Origin of the sequence: Massilibacteroides vaginae (assembly GCF_900178525.1) — a bacterium.
Lineage (GTDB): Bacteria > Bacteroidota > Bacteroidia > Bacteroidales > Tannerellaceae > Massilibacteroides > Massilibacteroides vaginae.
In genome coordinates, this window is the sequence record NZ_FXDJ01000007.1 from 562,125 (window position 1) to 576,504 (window position 14,380).

The 14,380-nt window shown below is 40.0% G+C and carries 12 protein-coding genes; 5 read left to right on the forward strand and 7 right to left on the reverse strand.

Features of this window, described 5'->3' with window-relative positions:
• Window positions 1-27 precede the first annotated feature (27 nt).
• The 3 genes from B9Y81_RS05205 to ppk1 all read right to left on the reverse strand — a co-directional run bounded on the left by B9Y81_RS05205 (window position 28) and on the right by ppk1 (window position 4,160).
• Window positions 28-1,236 (reverse strand): FecR family protein, encoded by a 1,209-nt coding sequence (locus B9Y81_RS05205; RefSeq protein WP_085535928.1) that lies wholly within the window; start codon window positions 1,234-1,236, stop codon window positions 28-30.
• A gap of 16 nt (window positions 1,237-1,252) precedes the next feature.
• The gene (locus B9Y81_RS05210) at window positions 1,253-1,858 is read right to left on the reverse strand and encodes an RNA polymerase sigma factor (protein ID WP_085535929.1); all 606 of its coding nucleotides are present in this window, start codon (window positions 1,856-1,858) and stop codon (window positions 1,253-1,255) included.
• Window positions 1,859-2,111: 253 nt separating this feature from the next.
• Window positions 2,112-4,160, reverse strand: a complete 2,049-nt coding sequence (gene ppk1 / locus B9Y81_RS05215) for a polyphosphate kinase 1 (protein WP_085535930.1) — start codon at window positions 4,158-4,160, stop codon at window positions 2,112-2,114.
• A gap of 56 nt (window positions 4,161-4,216) precedes the next feature.
• Between ppk1 and B9Y81_RS05220 the strand changes: the two genes are divergently transcribed.
• Window positions 4,217-4,708: a metallophosphoesterase family protein gene (locus B9Y81_RS05220; protein WP_085535931.1), complete on the forward strand. Its 492-nt coding sequence runs from the start codon at window positions 4,217-4,219 to the stop codon at window positions 4,706-4,708.
• A gap of 1 nt (window position 4,709) precedes the next feature.
• Here the strand turns inward: B9Y81_RS05220 and B9Y81_RS05225 are convergent, their stop codons facing one another.
• From B9Y81_RS05225 to B9Y81_RS05240, 4 genes are all read right to left on the reverse strand, one after another.
• The gene (locus B9Y81_RS05225; RefSeq protein WP_085535932.1) at window positions 4,710-5,852 is read right to left on the reverse strand and encodes a hypothetical protein; all 1,143 of its coding nucleotides are present in this window, start codon (window positions 5,850-5,852) and stop codon (window positions 4,710-4,712) included.
• 66 nt (window positions 5,853-5,918) lie between these two features.
• Window positions 5,919-6,764: a lipoyl synthase gene (gene lipA / locus B9Y81_RS05230; RefSeq protein WP_085535933.1), complete on the reverse strand. Its 846-nt coding sequence runs from the start codon at window positions 6,762-6,764 to the stop codon at window positions 5,919-5,921.
• A gap of 1 nt (window position 6,765) precedes the next feature.
• On the reverse strand, window positions 6,766-8,940 hold the full coding sequence (locus B9Y81_RS05235; protein ID WP_085535934.1) for a S9 family peptidase: 2,175 nt from the start codon (window positions 8,938-8,940) through the stop codon (window positions 6,766-6,768).
• Between the two features lie 324 nt (window positions 8,941-9,264).
• A complete protein-coding gene (locus B9Y81_RS05240) occupies window positions 9,265-10,116 on the reverse strand; it encodes a PDDEXK nuclease domain-containing protein (protein WP_085535935.1) in 852 nt (283 codons plus the stop codon).
• 816 nt (window positions 10,117-10,932) lie between these two features.
• Between B9Y81_RS05240 and B9Y81_RS05245 the strand changes: the two genes are divergently transcribed.
• From B9Y81_RS05245 to B9Y81_RS05260, 4 genes are read left to right on the forward strand one after another with little or no spacing between them, the layout of a single operon-like run.
• Window positions 10,933-11,925, forward strand: coding sequence for a PhoH family protein (locus B9Y81_RS05245; RefSeq protein WP_085535936.1), 993 nt, complete (start codon window positions 10,933-10,935; stop codon window positions 11,923-11,925).
• A gap of 7 nt (window positions 11,926-11,932) precedes the next feature.
• On the forward strand, window positions 11,933-12,883 hold the full coding sequence (locus B9Y81_RS05250; RefSeq protein ID WP_085536010.1) for a phosphoribosylaminoimidazolesuccinocarboxamide synthase: 951 nt from the start codon (window positions 11,933-11,935) through the stop codon (window positions 12,881-12,883).
• Window positions 12,884-13,621, forward strand: coding sequence for a bifunctional demethylmenaquinone methyltransferase/2-methoxy-6-polyprenyl-1,4-benzoquinol methylase UbiE (gene ubiE / locus B9Y81_RS05255; RefSeq protein WP_085535937.1), 738 nt, complete (start codon window positions 12,884-12,886; stop codon window positions 13,619-13,621).
• A gap of 14 nt (window positions 13,622-13,635) precedes the next feature.
• Window positions 13,636-14,379, forward strand: coding sequence for a shikimate dehydrogenase family protein (locus B9Y81_RS05260; protein ID WP_085535938.1), 744 nt, complete (start codon window positions 13,636-13,638; stop codon window positions 14,377-14,379).
• Window position 14,380 lies beyond the last annotated feature (1 nt).

A 14,380-nucleotide genomic window follows, 5' to 3' on the forward strand; every position in this document is an offset into this window, starting at 1 on the left:
ATGAGCCTATACACCTTAATCAACCCCTCACTTCTTTGATATCATATATTTTCCGGATCTGGATTCATAAGCAATAGGTGCGGTTGTAGCTATTCCTTTAAGAATTACTGATAAGTCATCTTTCAAATCCAATTTTCCTGAAAATCTTAAATGAGACACATCATCTGTATAATTTATTTCTTTTCCATAATATCTGGACAGACGAGTTAAAATAATCCCCAACTGCTCACTCTGATACTGATATATCCCGTTTCTCCATGAAATATATTCTTCCACATTTATCGTTTTCACCTGTCTGATACCATTGCTATAGGTGTACATCTCATTAGGAGATAGAACTATTTCCTTTTTATTTTGTGATTTTACCTTCAAACTACCCGATACCAATACGATATTTTGAACAGTATCCCTCTCGTATGCAGTCAGATTAAACGAAGTACCCAAAACCTCTAACTGATGATCTTTAGTTTTAACGATAAAGGGTTTTCTTTTCATCGGGTATACATCCAAAAAGATTTCCCCATCAACAAAAACCTCCCTCTTCTTTTTATCAAAAAAAACAGGATAAACAACTCGAGTACCCGAGTTTACCCAAATTTTACTCCCATCGGTTAAAGTCAGCATTGACCTTTTTCCTACAGGAACAACCAACTGGTTATATGCTATCGCTCCTCTCGAGGTAAGTTGAGTATTTTTTATATCTGTCTCCTGATTATTTATTTCTATACCTTTCTCATTATATAAAATATCGGCTTCCTGACCAACCAAAGAGAGGGTTTTATTATCCGCCAATATCAATTTAATATCCGAACTCGTACTATCAACAACATCAATATGTTCGATAGCCGATCGTAAATCTAACGGAAAAAAAATAGGTTGAAAGAATAAGAAACCGCAAGCTAAAAGAACAGCAATTACCGCGGAAATCGAATAATAGATATTTAACCTCTGTTCCTTTTTCTTTAAAAAGTCTTTGTTCCTCAATTCGATATCCTCCCACAAATCAAACATTTCTTCTTGAGTAATCCTCTCCCTTTTTTCCTGAGACGAACAAATGAATAGATGAGCCACAGCATATTCTTCTTTATCTATAATATCCTGAGCTATAGCTTCATTCCAAAAAAGTACCGAATCGTCAGAAGGGTGAATCATCGATTGAATAAAAAAATCATCCTGAAGAAATTCTTCTGCAGAATAAAACTTATATTTTTCATATTCTAATTTATCCGATAACATATCTCTAAAATATTCTTCACACACAGCGTGATCTGTTTTTAACACTCAAAGTCGATATTTTCTTTGAAGGGAAAACTGTCCTTATCTTCTTAAATGAACGTTGTATCAAATTCTGTACGGATTGGTAATTCATATTCATCAACAGACAAACTTCTCTCATTTCCATACCTTCAATATAGCGGTAATAAACCACCTCCTTTTGCCTTGGTGTTAATGTTTCAAGCATTTGATCAATTTGATAGCTTTGTTCCTCTTCCACTTCTTCTCGGATTAGTTTGTCTTCTATCGAAAACTCAATTGTAAAGACTGGTTCCAGTGTATCTATGTGATAATCCGCATTATCTTTTTGAAAAACATTAAATAATGTGTTCTTTAATGCAATAAAAAGATAAAGCTTAACATTGTCCGTCGTAGATAATTTACTTCGATTACAATAGATTTTCACGAAAACATCCTGAATGCAATCTTTAACCAATTCTCGGTTAGGAGTAAAATGTAAGCCATATGAAAAAAGATCCATTACATATTTTTTATAAAAATAAGTGTAGGATTTATCGTCACCAGATCGGAATTTATCCCATATCTGCTGGTCGTCATTTATTTGGTTTTTTTTAGTAAGCATAAATGGGCAGCCTGATCTTTATTATAGGAACAGCTATAGTCTAAAAATATACTCACTATTCAAGTAAATATTCCTTTTCTATCATAATTTATGATCAAGCACAATTTTATTCCTATAGAATTCCTTTTTCTCTGATATAATTTCTTTTTCCCCAACATCACAGCGAAAGAAGAACAAAGGTTCTTAACTAAAAACAAACAATATAAAAACAGAGAATAAACAATACCTTTTTTCATTATATCATTAATTAATCTTATTTTATTTTAAAGCGGATACTCAAATAAGTATAAATAGCTTCCTGTGCACGGATTTTTTGGGGATTGTTATCGTGTTTGAAGTTGTTGGCTAAGTTTTCGTCTATGAAGCAGGCCTTCACATTGTCTTGCAATTGGATATTCAAAATATCGATGATCTCTTGTTTGATTTCGGGGGAAAGAATGGGGAAGGCTGTTTCTATGCGGCGACTTAAATTACGTCGCATCCAATCTGCCGAAGTCATGTAGAGGTTTTCTTCGCCGTTATTATAGAAATACCATACGCGCGAATGCTCGAGATACATGTCTACGATACGGGTGATCCGGATATTCCGGCTGTATGGCTGATTCGGAACAAGGCAACAGATGCCTCGCACAATCAGATCAATCTCCACACCGGCTTCACTGGCCTGGTATAATTCCATGATCATATTTTGGTCGTGAAGGCCATTCATTTTAAGGATGATCCGTCCTTTTTTACCTTGTCTCACGTGTTCACTTTCGCGACGAATCATACGTGTTAGCTCGTCTACCATATTAAAACGGGCAACAAGCAATGTGTCAAAACGTGGATTCTCCAATCTTCCTTCCAATACGGCAAAGACGTCTTTTATATCGTGAATGATTTTCTGATTGGAGGTAAGAAGTGCCATGTCGGAATAGACTGTAGCCGTTTTTTCATTAAAATTACCGGTGCTCAGGTAAGCGTAACCACTTTCCACCGGTTTTTTGAGTAGCACAACAGCTACTTTGGCATGCACCTTTAATCCGGGGATACTGTATATGATACGTATTCCGGCCTGTTTCATTCTCTCGGCAGTATGAATATTATTCTCTTCATCAAAGCGCGCTTTAAGCTCGACAAAGACAGTTACTTTTTTTCCGATATTAGCAGCACGTATGAGAATGTTGATAACTGCAGAATCTTCAGCTACGCGATACTGCGTAACTTTTATTTCAGCCACATTTGGATCCGTTGCCGCTTCCGTGAGGAAACGAAGCATATAATCAAACGAATAGTACGGAAAATGTAATAACACATCTTGTTGCCTGATTACCTTAAAAACGGAGTCTGCTTTTTCGAAAAGAGCAAAGTTTATTGGCTCAGGGCGGCACAGTTCAAACGCTTTACCAAGTGGATTTGGCAGTTTTATCAAGTCTTGAAGATTGAGATAACGCCCTCCGCGAACAAGGCTATCTTCATCGATACCAAAAGTATGACGTATAAAAGTTAAGAAATCATCCGGCATGGCTGCGTCATACATAAACCGGCTAAGAGCTCCTATTTTGCGCTTTTTTACCTTTTTCTTCAACTTTTCGACCAGATTGCCATTCTCGTCTTCAAAATAAATATCAGCGTCTCTCGATATTTTAATGCTATAGCAACTTTCCACATTGTAGCCCGGAAAGACAGACGAAAGGTTCGCACGTATCACATCGTCGATAAACATGATATAATGCGTAGCTTCATGTTTGGGCAATTCGATAAACCTGGGAACCTTAGCAAAAGGGATTTTAATCAGCGCATAGTAATACTTGCCCGACGCGCTCCCCTTCTTTGTTAACCGCACAATCAGGTAAAGGCGGCGGTCACGAAGGAATATACGAATAGCTTCCGGTTCAAGCATCACAGGTGAAAGAAAGGGAAAAATTTCTTCTTCAAAATAACGCTTTACAACTTCTTTGTGAAAAGGCTTTGGGATATGATCCTGATATAGAAATACACCATGTTTATTCAGTTCCGGAAGTACTTGCCCTTGAAAAATTCTATAAAATACATTTTGCTGATTGTTTACCTCATTGGTGATGGCAGCTAAAATCTGTTCCGCCTCCTGCGAATCCTCTTCAACATAATTACGTTTCATAATCACTCCCCGATGCTCAGCTACCCGGATCTCGTAAAACTCCTCCAGGTTTGAAGAGTATATGGAAAGGAATTTGATTCTTTCGTATACAGGCAACGTTTTGTCTTCTGCTTCCAGTAAAACCCGGAAATTAAAAGACAACCAACTGACATCACGCTTAAAATATTTATATGAATGCTCCATGGTTTTTTCTTAATACGTAAATATAGATACTTTTGTAGTAAAAAAAAACAGAAAAGATGAAAGTTGGGTTACTTTCCGATACACATGGTTACTGGGATAATCGCTATGCTAAGCACTTTAAGGATTGCGATGAGATATGGCATGCCGGCGATATCGGCTCGGAAGAAGTTATTAAACGATTGGCTGAGTTAAAGCCAACGCGTGCTGTTTATGGCAATATAGACGGGCAGAATATTCGTATTCAATACCCTCGAACAGCGGTCTTCCTTGCAGATGAGGTGAAAGTTCTTATTACACATATCGGCGGCTATCCCGGAAGATATGCTCCGGAAATAAGAAGGGAACTCTACGCAGAACGCCCTGATTTATTTATCGCTGGTCATTCACACATACTCAAGGTGATGTTTGATGACACATTAAATTGTCTTTATATAAATCCGGGGGCAGCAGGAATTAGTGGATTTCATCAGGTGCGCACACTGGTTCGCTTCTCGATCGAGGGTAAGAAGATCCGGGATCTGGAAGTGATCGAGTTGGGTAACAGATAATTTAAACCTCTACTTCCGCAAGACCGCCCTGCTGACAGCAATAGCTTTCTACCATCAGGACAGTGTTTTGTAGGTAGGTAAACTCCTTTTCAAAATATTCACTAAACAATCCCGTACCCAAATTATCTTCAATTTGTTTAGAGGTCCATAGTTTACCGGTTGCATCTTTACAACAGGCAAACTGTTCTTCAGTATGCAGATAGACTACGTAAACAGATACCTGATGTTTCACTAATTCATTCTCAAACTTATACCTTATCAGGAATCTGGGCGAAACGGCTTCACGGGAAAAACAACAAGACAGCGCATCGTAGGCTGCTTCCTCTATCCCTTGTTGATAACGTACGTAGTATTTAAAAGGATAGTCTAAGGCATTGGGAGATATAATCGAACCAGAATCTCTCTTCGTAAGATACAGCATGCCGTTATAAACTACGGCTACACGAACTACAGGGTGGTAGAATTTTCTGGCGGAAGCCGCGCTTATGGAGTGAGCTACGCGCCCAACAACCGAACCGTTATCATTCAACACCGGCAACCAAACTTCATGTTTTAAAAACCCCCTCAACATAATTAAACGTACCCGCTCATAAAGCATGATTCCAAACCCGGCGATTAAGGGCATGTAATTAAACAGTAATGGCTCATAATAGGAGTTTCTGGCTGCTTCTGGAAGTAACAAATAAAACAAGACAACAAAAAGATGCAAGGTGAACGCCCCTTGAATGATCTGAATCGTAAAAAAGAATTCATTCAGGGAAGCAATCAGGTAGCCCTGTTTGTCTGAACCCATTTCCACATTTCTTGCCATTCTTCTCACCTTTTGCTTTTGCAGATAAGTAAATGCCAAAACAATCACAAATAGAATCTCAACAAACAACGCGGAATGCTTTTCGAGAAACTGAGGATTCACGAAAAGCAAACTTACAGAATAAAGCATCTGCGTTATGGCCACCGGAAAAAGGACAAATTGATATCCTTCGGATCCACGCAACCACTTATACAAAAGATAGCAGAGCGCGGAAAAAGCCACCGAAATCATGAAAGAGATCAAATGTGGAAGAAATAAATTCATTCCAAAAAACAACAACAAGGGCAACAGGCCTATGGTTTGGTTACCAATTCCTTTTCTCAGTCTTTTCATCACTAAATATGTTTAATCAATCAGTCCTTTTACAAATAACAACTAAGAATGACTATTTGTTAGAAATTACACATGCTTCTCAGCATGATAAGAAGAACGTACCAATGGAGCACTCTCAACTTTAGCGAATCCTTTTCGCAATGCAACTTCTTTATATTCCACAAACTGATCAGGATGAATATAGGCAGAAACGGGAACATGCTTCCGCGATGGTTGAAGATATTGTCCGATCGTTAATACCGAACCTCCTACCGCAAGTACATCATCCATTAATTGATATATCTCTTCGGTCTGCTCTCCGAGTCCTACCATCATTCCGGTTTTAGCTACTACGCCACGTTCAGCAATACGATTCAGCACCGAAAGGCTCACATCGTATTTCGCCGCACTACGTATTCTGGGTGTAAGCCTCCGAACAGTTTCCATATTATGTGAAATAATATCCGGAGCGGCATCCACAACCATATCAACAAGTTCCGTCCGTCCTTTAAAGTCCGGAATCAACACCTCCACAGTAAGTCCGGGATTTCGTTTCTTAACTGTTTCTATCGTTTTAACCCAATGAGCGGCCCCCAAATCCGGCAAATCGTCACGATCTACAGACGTTATCACGGCATGCTTCAAGTTCATCAATCGTATACTCAATGCTACATTTTCCGGCTCCAAAGGATTCAATGGAAGCGGTTTACCGGTCAACGTATTGCAAAACTTACAGGAACGCGTGCAGATTTCTCCTCCAATCATAAACGTGGCTGTTCCACGCTCCCAACACTCGCCCATATTCGGACATTTTCCACTCGTACAAATCGTATGTAAAGAATGAGACTCTACAATTTCTTTTGTTCGTGTAAATTTTTCGTTTCCTCCGAGCCGGATTTTAAGCCAATCCGGCTTTCTCACATGTTCTGCCATTTTATAAATTATCTAACAGGAAATTCGACATCTTTGTATAAAGATGATAGCGTGTGTTTCCACCATAGATACCATGGTTACGGTCTTTGTATAGCTGCATATCAAATTGCTTACCGGCCTGAACTAATGCCTCCGCATAATCCATGGTTTGATGGAAATGAACGTTATCATCCGCTGTACCATGTATAAGCAACAATTTACCTTGCAGTTTAGTTGCCAATTTTATTGGAGAAGTAGCATCATATCCTTGGAAGTTTTCATTCGGAGTGCGCATAAAACGCTCTGTATAAACCGTATCGTAATATTTCCAGTCTGTAGGAGGAGCTACCGCAATTCCGGCTTTAAATGTTCCGTCGCCTATGCTCATAGACATCAAAGTGGTATAACCGCCAAAACTCCAGCCCCAGATTGCGATGCGCTTACTGTCTACAAACGGCAATGCACCTAAAGCACGTGCGGATTCTACCTGATCCCGGGCTTCTAATTCGCCTAATTTCAGATAAGTACATTTACGGAAAGCTTCTCCACGCGCGCCCGTTCCTCTACCATCAACACTTACAACGATAAAGCCGGCAGAGGCTAAATAGTGTTCCCATCCGAAATCATAAGCATCAACAACCTGTTGTGAGTTAGGTCCGCTATATTGCACCATTAAAACAGGGTATTTACGGGAAGCGTCAAAATTTGCCGGCTTCACCATCCACGCATTCAGGTCATATCCGGAAGCGGTTTCTATGGTCATAAATTCTTTCGGACTATAGGATAGGTCAGCAAGAAGAGACTTCAGGGCAGCATTGTCTTGCAACACCCGCAATTCTTTCTGCGACTTTGTTTCATTCACGGTTATGCGCGAAGGTGAATTGGCGTGCGAATAATAATTTACATAATAGGTAAAGTTGGCATTGAATACCGCATTATTGGTTCCTTCGGAAGCTGATAGCTTTGTTTTGTTTCCCTTCGCGTCAATCCGATAAACAGAACGGCGCATCGGACTTTCTTCTGCTGATTGATAATAAACCGTTTTCGTTGCTTCGTCAATTCCCAGGAAGTCAGTCACATCCCAATTTCCCTTCGTTACCTGACGTTGCATAACACCTGTTGGCGAGTAAAGATAGACATGCGCATAGCCATCCTGTTCGCTTACATAGGTAAACCCATCATTCAAAAAATGGATTGACGACAGCCATTCGGAATCAACGTATGCTTTATTTTCTTCACGCAGCACCAAACGGAACACACCGCTCTTCGGGTTCGCGTAATACATACTGAACACATTCTGGTGCCGGTTCAGCGTCATAACAGCCAACTGATCGGAGTTCTTGGTAAACGTAATGCGAGGGATGTATCCGTCTGCGTCCATGGGCACTTTCAGCTCTTTTATATCTTTGGTTTCCACACTGTAAGAGTGAACCGTTACCTTAGAATTTTTCTCTCCGGCCTTAGGGTATTTAAAGTTATAATATTCCGGATACGCTCCATCGCCATATATTTGCATAGAAAACTCCGGAACTTCCGTTTCGTCAAAGCGAACATAAGTAAGGTACTCACTATCCGGAGACCAGGCCATCAGGTTTGTAACCGAAAATTCTTCTTCATACACCCAGTCTGTTATTCCGTTTAAAATCTTATTAGCCGCTCCATCCTTGGTAACCTGTACCTCGGTATCATAATCAAACTTTTTCACCCAGATATTATTGTCGCGCACATACGCACACATACGTCCGTCAGGAGAAAAAGTCGGGATCATCTGCTTCTCCGCAGCCTCAGTCAGCGGTTTCACCATATTCCGACGCACATCATAATCATAGATCACCGCTTTGGAAGAACGACGGTAAATCGATTCAGTATCTCCGAGAAGCAATATCCGATGCCCGGTAGAACTGATCAGGTAGTTATCGAATTTATCAAACGTACATTCACGTGCTTTAGCCACATTAAACAACGTATCCACCGGACTCCCTGTTTTGTAGGCATACTTAATCACCATCGTACGTTCTTTATTCATTGCGGTATAATGCTCACCATCCGGCAAAGAACGCATTTCACCAACATTAGTTACCTGACGGAATTTTCCGTCGGTTATATCTTTCAGATTAACGCGCTGACTTCCATTCTGCGCGAAAACACTTCCTGTTATTCCTATAAATAATAAAATATTCAGACCCGTTTGCTTCATAATCATGTTGATACATTTGATTTCGTAACAAAAATACGAAAAAGATTCCGCAAAGGTCACAAAACGGGATTGAATATGGAAGAACAAGATTGGACAAGAAGAGATGAGCCCCTTCGGCAGGCTCAGGATGACAGTGGATGAGGCGGGGGGGGTAATGGGATTTCACACTTGTTATCTCATGTCATTTTTGGGGTTTGATCTAAAAAAATCATAATTCTGTTTGAGTTGTTCTATACGCGTTTCAAGATTGGATATTTCCACTATTTTTTGATATGGTGAATTGAGTAGTCTATATTGGGAAATTAAGTCTATCAGTAAAATATGTCATTCGCTTTTCCCTTCTTGTTTAGAATCTTCAATCTCTCGCTTTAATTCCGTCAAGAGCTGTTTCTCTGTCGGTAAGTAGAGCTGATATTTGCTTGCCATTATCGCTTTGTCGTTTTCCGGTAGCGAGTATTTTACAACTGCATTGTTCTTATCGGCACAAAGAAGAATGCCTATTGTTGGATTTTCATCAGGCAATTTTTCATTTCTATCATAGTAATTCACATACATTTGTAGTTGTCCAATATCAGCATGAGTAATCTTATGTGTCTTAATTTCAATGATTACGAAAGAGCGTAATAAGCGGTTATAAAAAACCAAATCAATAAAGAACTCATCATCTTCCAGCAAAATTCGTTTTTGCCTTGCAATAAATGAGAATCCATTACCTAATTCCAATAGAAAGAGTTGAAGATTCGTTATTAATGCACTTTCCAAATCTTTTTCATAATATGTTGCATCCCGCTTTAACCCTAAAAATTCCAATACCATTGGGTCTTTTATAATCTCAGCCGGTTGCTCCGGCATTCTTTGTTTTCTTGCAACTTCTAAAACCGCCTTCTTGTCATTACTCAATAATAATCTTTCATATAACCCCGAATTTATTTGCCTTTCCAATTCTCTACCTGTCCATCCATTGTTCGCTGCTTCCAGTTCATAATATTCTCTTTTGTCTTCATTATCAATCTGCATAAGCATCTTGTATTGAGACCAGTTGAATTGCGTCCGCACTGCGGTCGCAATTGGATACGTTCTATAAAACTGTCTTGCACGCTCTAATTGTCTCGTTGAAAAACCTGAACCAAATTCAGGTTCAATTACTTTGGAAAGATTTTTCGCCCCTACGAACAATGACCGACCTCCCTGTCATCTCGACTATCCTCCCTGTCATCTCGACCGAAGTGGAGAGATCTCTGTATAAGGCTTCGTTTAATAATAGTCAGACGCGGTGAGATGTTTCGACAAGCTCAACATGACAATGTGTTGGGATGAGACCCTTCGACAAGCTCAACATGACAACGTGTTGGGATGAGACCCTTCGACAGGCTCAACATGACAACGTGTTGGGATGAGACCCTTCGACAGGCTCAGGGTGACAATGTGTTGCGATGAGTGGTTTTCGACAGGGTCTGGATGGCAATGGATGAGGCGGTGGGGTTAATGGGGTTTCGCACTTGCGAATTACATTGCGGCTCCGGAATTTGAGGTTGGCGAATATGTTGACTCCTCCTTTTTAACAATTCAAAATCGCCCTTGAAATGGAGGCGTTATTTTGCATTACTATATGTTTGAAAAGATATCCTTTATTTTTTCGGAAATATCCTTTATTTTCGGAAAAATAACCTTTATGTTTTTCAGCATAAACAACCTGCTGATTATCAGCACTATAAAAAACCGCTCAAAAACAGACAAACAAGTGCCGTTTTTAACTTAAAAAGTTAAGATTCCGTTTAAATTTTGCTTGTCGCTTTTTTGAGATTTTTTCGAGGGTATTTACTTGTTTTCAAATGAGGATAGATCGAAAAGAAATTCAAAACTGAGCAAAATAACAACATAATATTATTTTTCGGAAAATTTAAACCGGCTCTATAGGTTAAATGATAGTAATGATAGGAGAATATTCGTATTTTTGTGTATTAAATATAAAAGTTATAGAAATGGCATCTCATGATTGAACGGATATATATTCTTGAAAACGTAGATCCTGTCTTATTCTACGGTGTTAACAACGTAAACATACAACTGATCAAAACTTTATTTCCGAAGTTGCGTATTGTGGCAAGGGGGAATATAATGAAGGTGATAGGAGACGAGGAAGAATCGGAAATCTTCCTGAAAAAAATCCGGGAAATCGAGAAGTACTGCGAAGAGTTTAATACGCTAAACGAGGAGGTTATTCTGGATATTCTAAAAGGTAAGGCTCCTACTGTCGTAAAACAGGAAAACCTCATCATTCACGGCATGAATGGTAAGCCGATTGTGGCCCGTACGGAAAACCAGCAATTACTTGTAAAGTCATTTGATGAAAATGATCTGGTTTTTGCTATCGGACCTGCCGGATCGGGAAAAACATTCGTAGCTATTGCTCTTGCGGTCAGGGCACTGAAAAATAAGGAAGTCAGGAAAATCATTCTTAGTCGCCCGGCTGTTGAAGCAGGTGAGAAATTGGGTTTCCTGCCGGGGGAGATGAAAGATAAGCTCGATCCTTATCTGCAACCTTTATACGATGCGCTTCAGGACATGATTCCGGCTGTTAAGCTAAAGGAATATATGGAAACAAATGTAATTCAGATAGCACCTTTAGCGTTTATGCGCGGACGTACGCTGAATGATGCTGTGATTATTCTGGATGAGGCGCAAAACACAACAACTCACCAGATTAAAATGTTCCTTACACGTCTGGGTATGGGTGCGAAAATGATCGTAACGGGAGATATCACACAAATAGACCTCCCTCCGACTACAACTTCCGGACTTATTCAGGCTATGGATATACTGAAAGGGGTAACTGGAATCGGGCGAACCGAGTTTACAAAGAAAGATATTGTACGTCATAAACTGGTACAGCGTATCGTGAATGCTTACGATAAATTTGATGAAAGGCGTAAAAAAGAAACAAGAGAAAAAAGAAATAACACAACAGAAACGAATCAAAAATAGGAATGATATGAAAAAGGCGTTAGTTGAAACGGATTTTAATTTCCCGAAACAAAAGGGTGTTTATCATGGAAAAGTACGCGACGTTTATAACATCAACGATGAATTATTGGTGATGGTAGCAACCGACCGAATTTCCGCTTTTGATGTAGTGCTTCCTGAAGGTATTCCTTATAAAGGACAAATGTTGAATCAGATTGCTGCCGGTTTTTTGGATGCTACGGCTGATATCTGCCCAAACTGGAAATTGGCTTCTCCGGATCCGATGGTAACAGTTGGTGTGCAATGTGAAGGTTTTCCGGTAGAGATGATTGTACGTGGTTACTTGTGCGGAAGCGCATGGCGTGCTTATAAGAGTGGCGTGCGTGAAATATGCGGAGTAAAAATACCCGACGGTATGCGCGAAAACCAGCGTTTCCCGGAACCGATCATCACGCCTACAACAAAGGCCGCGATCGGTATGCATGATGAGGATATTTCTAAAGAAGAAATTCTGCAACAGGGATTGGTGTCGGCGGCAGATTACGAAGTGCTTGAGAAGTATACTACCGCTCTATTTAAACGGGGTACTGAAATAGCGGCTAAAAGGGGACTGATCTTAGTAGATACAAAGTATGAATTCGGACATCGTGATGGAAAAATTTATTTGATCGATGAAATTCACACACCGGACTCGTCTCGTTATTTCTACGCTGAAGGATATGAAGAACGTTTCAACAAAAACGAAGCGCAAAAACAACTTTCTAAAGAATTTGTTCGTGAATGGCTGATGGAAAACGGTTTTCAGGGTAAAGAAGGGCAACAGGTTCCCGAAATGACTCCGGCAATTGTTGAAGGTATCAGCGAACGGTATATCGAACTATTCGAACATATCACCGGAGAGCCTTTTGAACGAGGCAACACAGAGAATCTTCTGAATAGAATTGAACGTAATGTAACGGCTTATCTTGCCTCCAGATAAATGACGTACGGAGCAGAAAAAATACGTCCTTACAAAGGTGAGGAGCAAAAGACGGTACAAGTAAGGCGGATGTTTGATACTATCGCATTCGCTTATGACAAGCTGAACCGTTTGTTATCGCTTGGCTTTGACAAGGGATGGCGCAAGAAAGGTATCGCCTACTTAAAGCCTTTTGCTCCTCAGCATATACTCGACATCGCAACCGGAACGGGTGATCTGGCTATTGCCATGCGCCACCGGTTGAATGCCGAAAAAGTTATTGGTGCTGATATCTCCGAAGGAATGATGAGTATCGGTAGGGAGAAGGCCCGTGAGGCCGGATATGCCGACTCAATATCATTCGAACAGCAAGATTGCCTTGCGCTTACTTATGAAAACAATAGGTTTGACGCTGCTACGGCCGCCTTTGGTGTACGTAATTTCGAAGATATCGAACAGGGAATCAGCGAAATGTATCGTGTGCTTAAACCCGGCGGACATATCATGATTCTGGAACTCTCTTCACCGGAATACTTTCCGATGAAGCAACTCTTCTCTGTTTATTCGAAGTACATAATCCCTACTATGGGAAAGTTAATATCGAAAGAAAAGGCTGCTTACGACTATCTGCCCTCTTCAATTAAAGTTGTTCCTCAAGGACGCGTAATGACAGGCATTCTCGATCGGGCAGGTTTTAAAGAAACACAGTACCGGACATTTACATTTGGTGTTTGTACAATGTATACCGGTACGAAATAAAAAACCAATTATTTATGCGAAAATACGGATTGTTGGGATATCCGCTTGGGCACTCCTTCTCCAAAACTTATTTTAACAGAAAGTTTGAAGCGGAGAAAATCAATGCCCAATACGTGAATTTTGAGATCCCCGATATTAAAGAATTAAAAGATGTGCTAAAGAGTAATCCTGATTTATGTGGCCTGAATGTTACGTTGCCTTATAAATCTCAGGTAATTCCTCTTTTAGATGAAATTGACGAGAACGCGAAGTTAATCGGTGCAGTAAATGTGATAAAGTTCACGAAAGGTTTTTTGGGAAAAACTAAACTTAAAGGTTTTAACTCAGACATTGTCGGTTTTAAACAATCGATAGAACCCTTATTGGACAGTTCGCACCGAAAAGCGTTGATACTGGGCACAGGCGGCTCTTCTAAAGCTGTTTATCATGGTTTGAAACAATTAGGAATTGACGCCACATTCGTTTCGCGTAATCCTAAAGATCTGTGTATTACGTATGACGAAATTACACCAAAAATGCTGGATTACTATACAGTAATAGTTAATTGCACGCCATTGGGAATGTATCCGCATGTAGATAATTGTCCGGAAATTCCCTACGAAGCACTTACCTCAAAGCATCTATTGTATGACTTGCTGTACAACCCCGATGAAACAAAATTTATGAAAAACGGGAAGGCGCAGGGGGCAACTGTTAAAAACGGATTGGAAATGTTATTGCTTCAGGCATTTGAAGCATGGCAGATATGGAACAGGTAAG

Bases quoted from the DNA above. Each gene is read 5' to 3' on its own strand.
- lipA (WP_085535933.1), bottom strand. From the start codon at position 6,764: ATGGCAGAACATGTGAGAAAGCCGGATTGGCTTAAAATCCGGCTCGGA.
- ubiE (WP_085535937.1), top strand. From the start codon at position 12,884: ATGACGTACGGAGCAGAAAAAATACGTCCTTACAAAGGTGAGGAGCAA.
- B9Y81_RS05225 (WP_085535932.1), bottom strand. From the start codon at position 5,852: ATGAAAAGACTGAGAAAAGGAATTGGTAACCAAACCATAGGCCTGTTG.
- B9Y81_RS05210 (WP_085535929.1), bottom strand. From the start codon at position 1,858: ATGCTTACTAAAAAAAACCAAATAAATGACGACCAGCAGATATGGGAT.
- B9Y81_RS05235 (WP_085535934.1), bottom strand. From the start codon at position 8,940: ATGAAGCAAACGGGTCTGAATATTTTATTATTTATAGGAATAACAGGA.
- B9Y81_RS05250 (WP_085536010.1), top strand. From the start codon at position 11,933: ATGAAAAAGGCGTTAGTTGAAACGGATTTTAATTTCCCGAAACAAAAG.
- B9Y81_RS05245 (WP_085535936.1), top strand. From the start codon at position 10,933: ATGATTGAACGGATATATATTCTTGAAAACGTAGATCCTGTCTTATTC.
- B9Y81_RS05205 (WP_085535928.1), bottom strand. From the start codon at position 1,236: ATGTTATCGGATAAATTAGAATATGAAAAATATAAGTTTTATTCTGCA.
- B9Y81_RS05260 (WP_085535938.1), top strand. From the start codon at position 13,636: ATGCGAAAATACGGATTGTTGGGATATCCGCTTGGGCACTCCTTCTCC.
- ppk1 (WP_085535930.1), bottom strand. From the start codon at position 4,160: ATGGAGCATTCATATAAATATTTTAAGCGTGATGTCAGTTGGTTGTCT.
- B9Y81_RS05220 (WP_085535931.1), top strand. From the start codon at position 4,217: ATGAAAGTTGGGTTACTTTCCGATACACATGGTTACTGGGATAATCGC.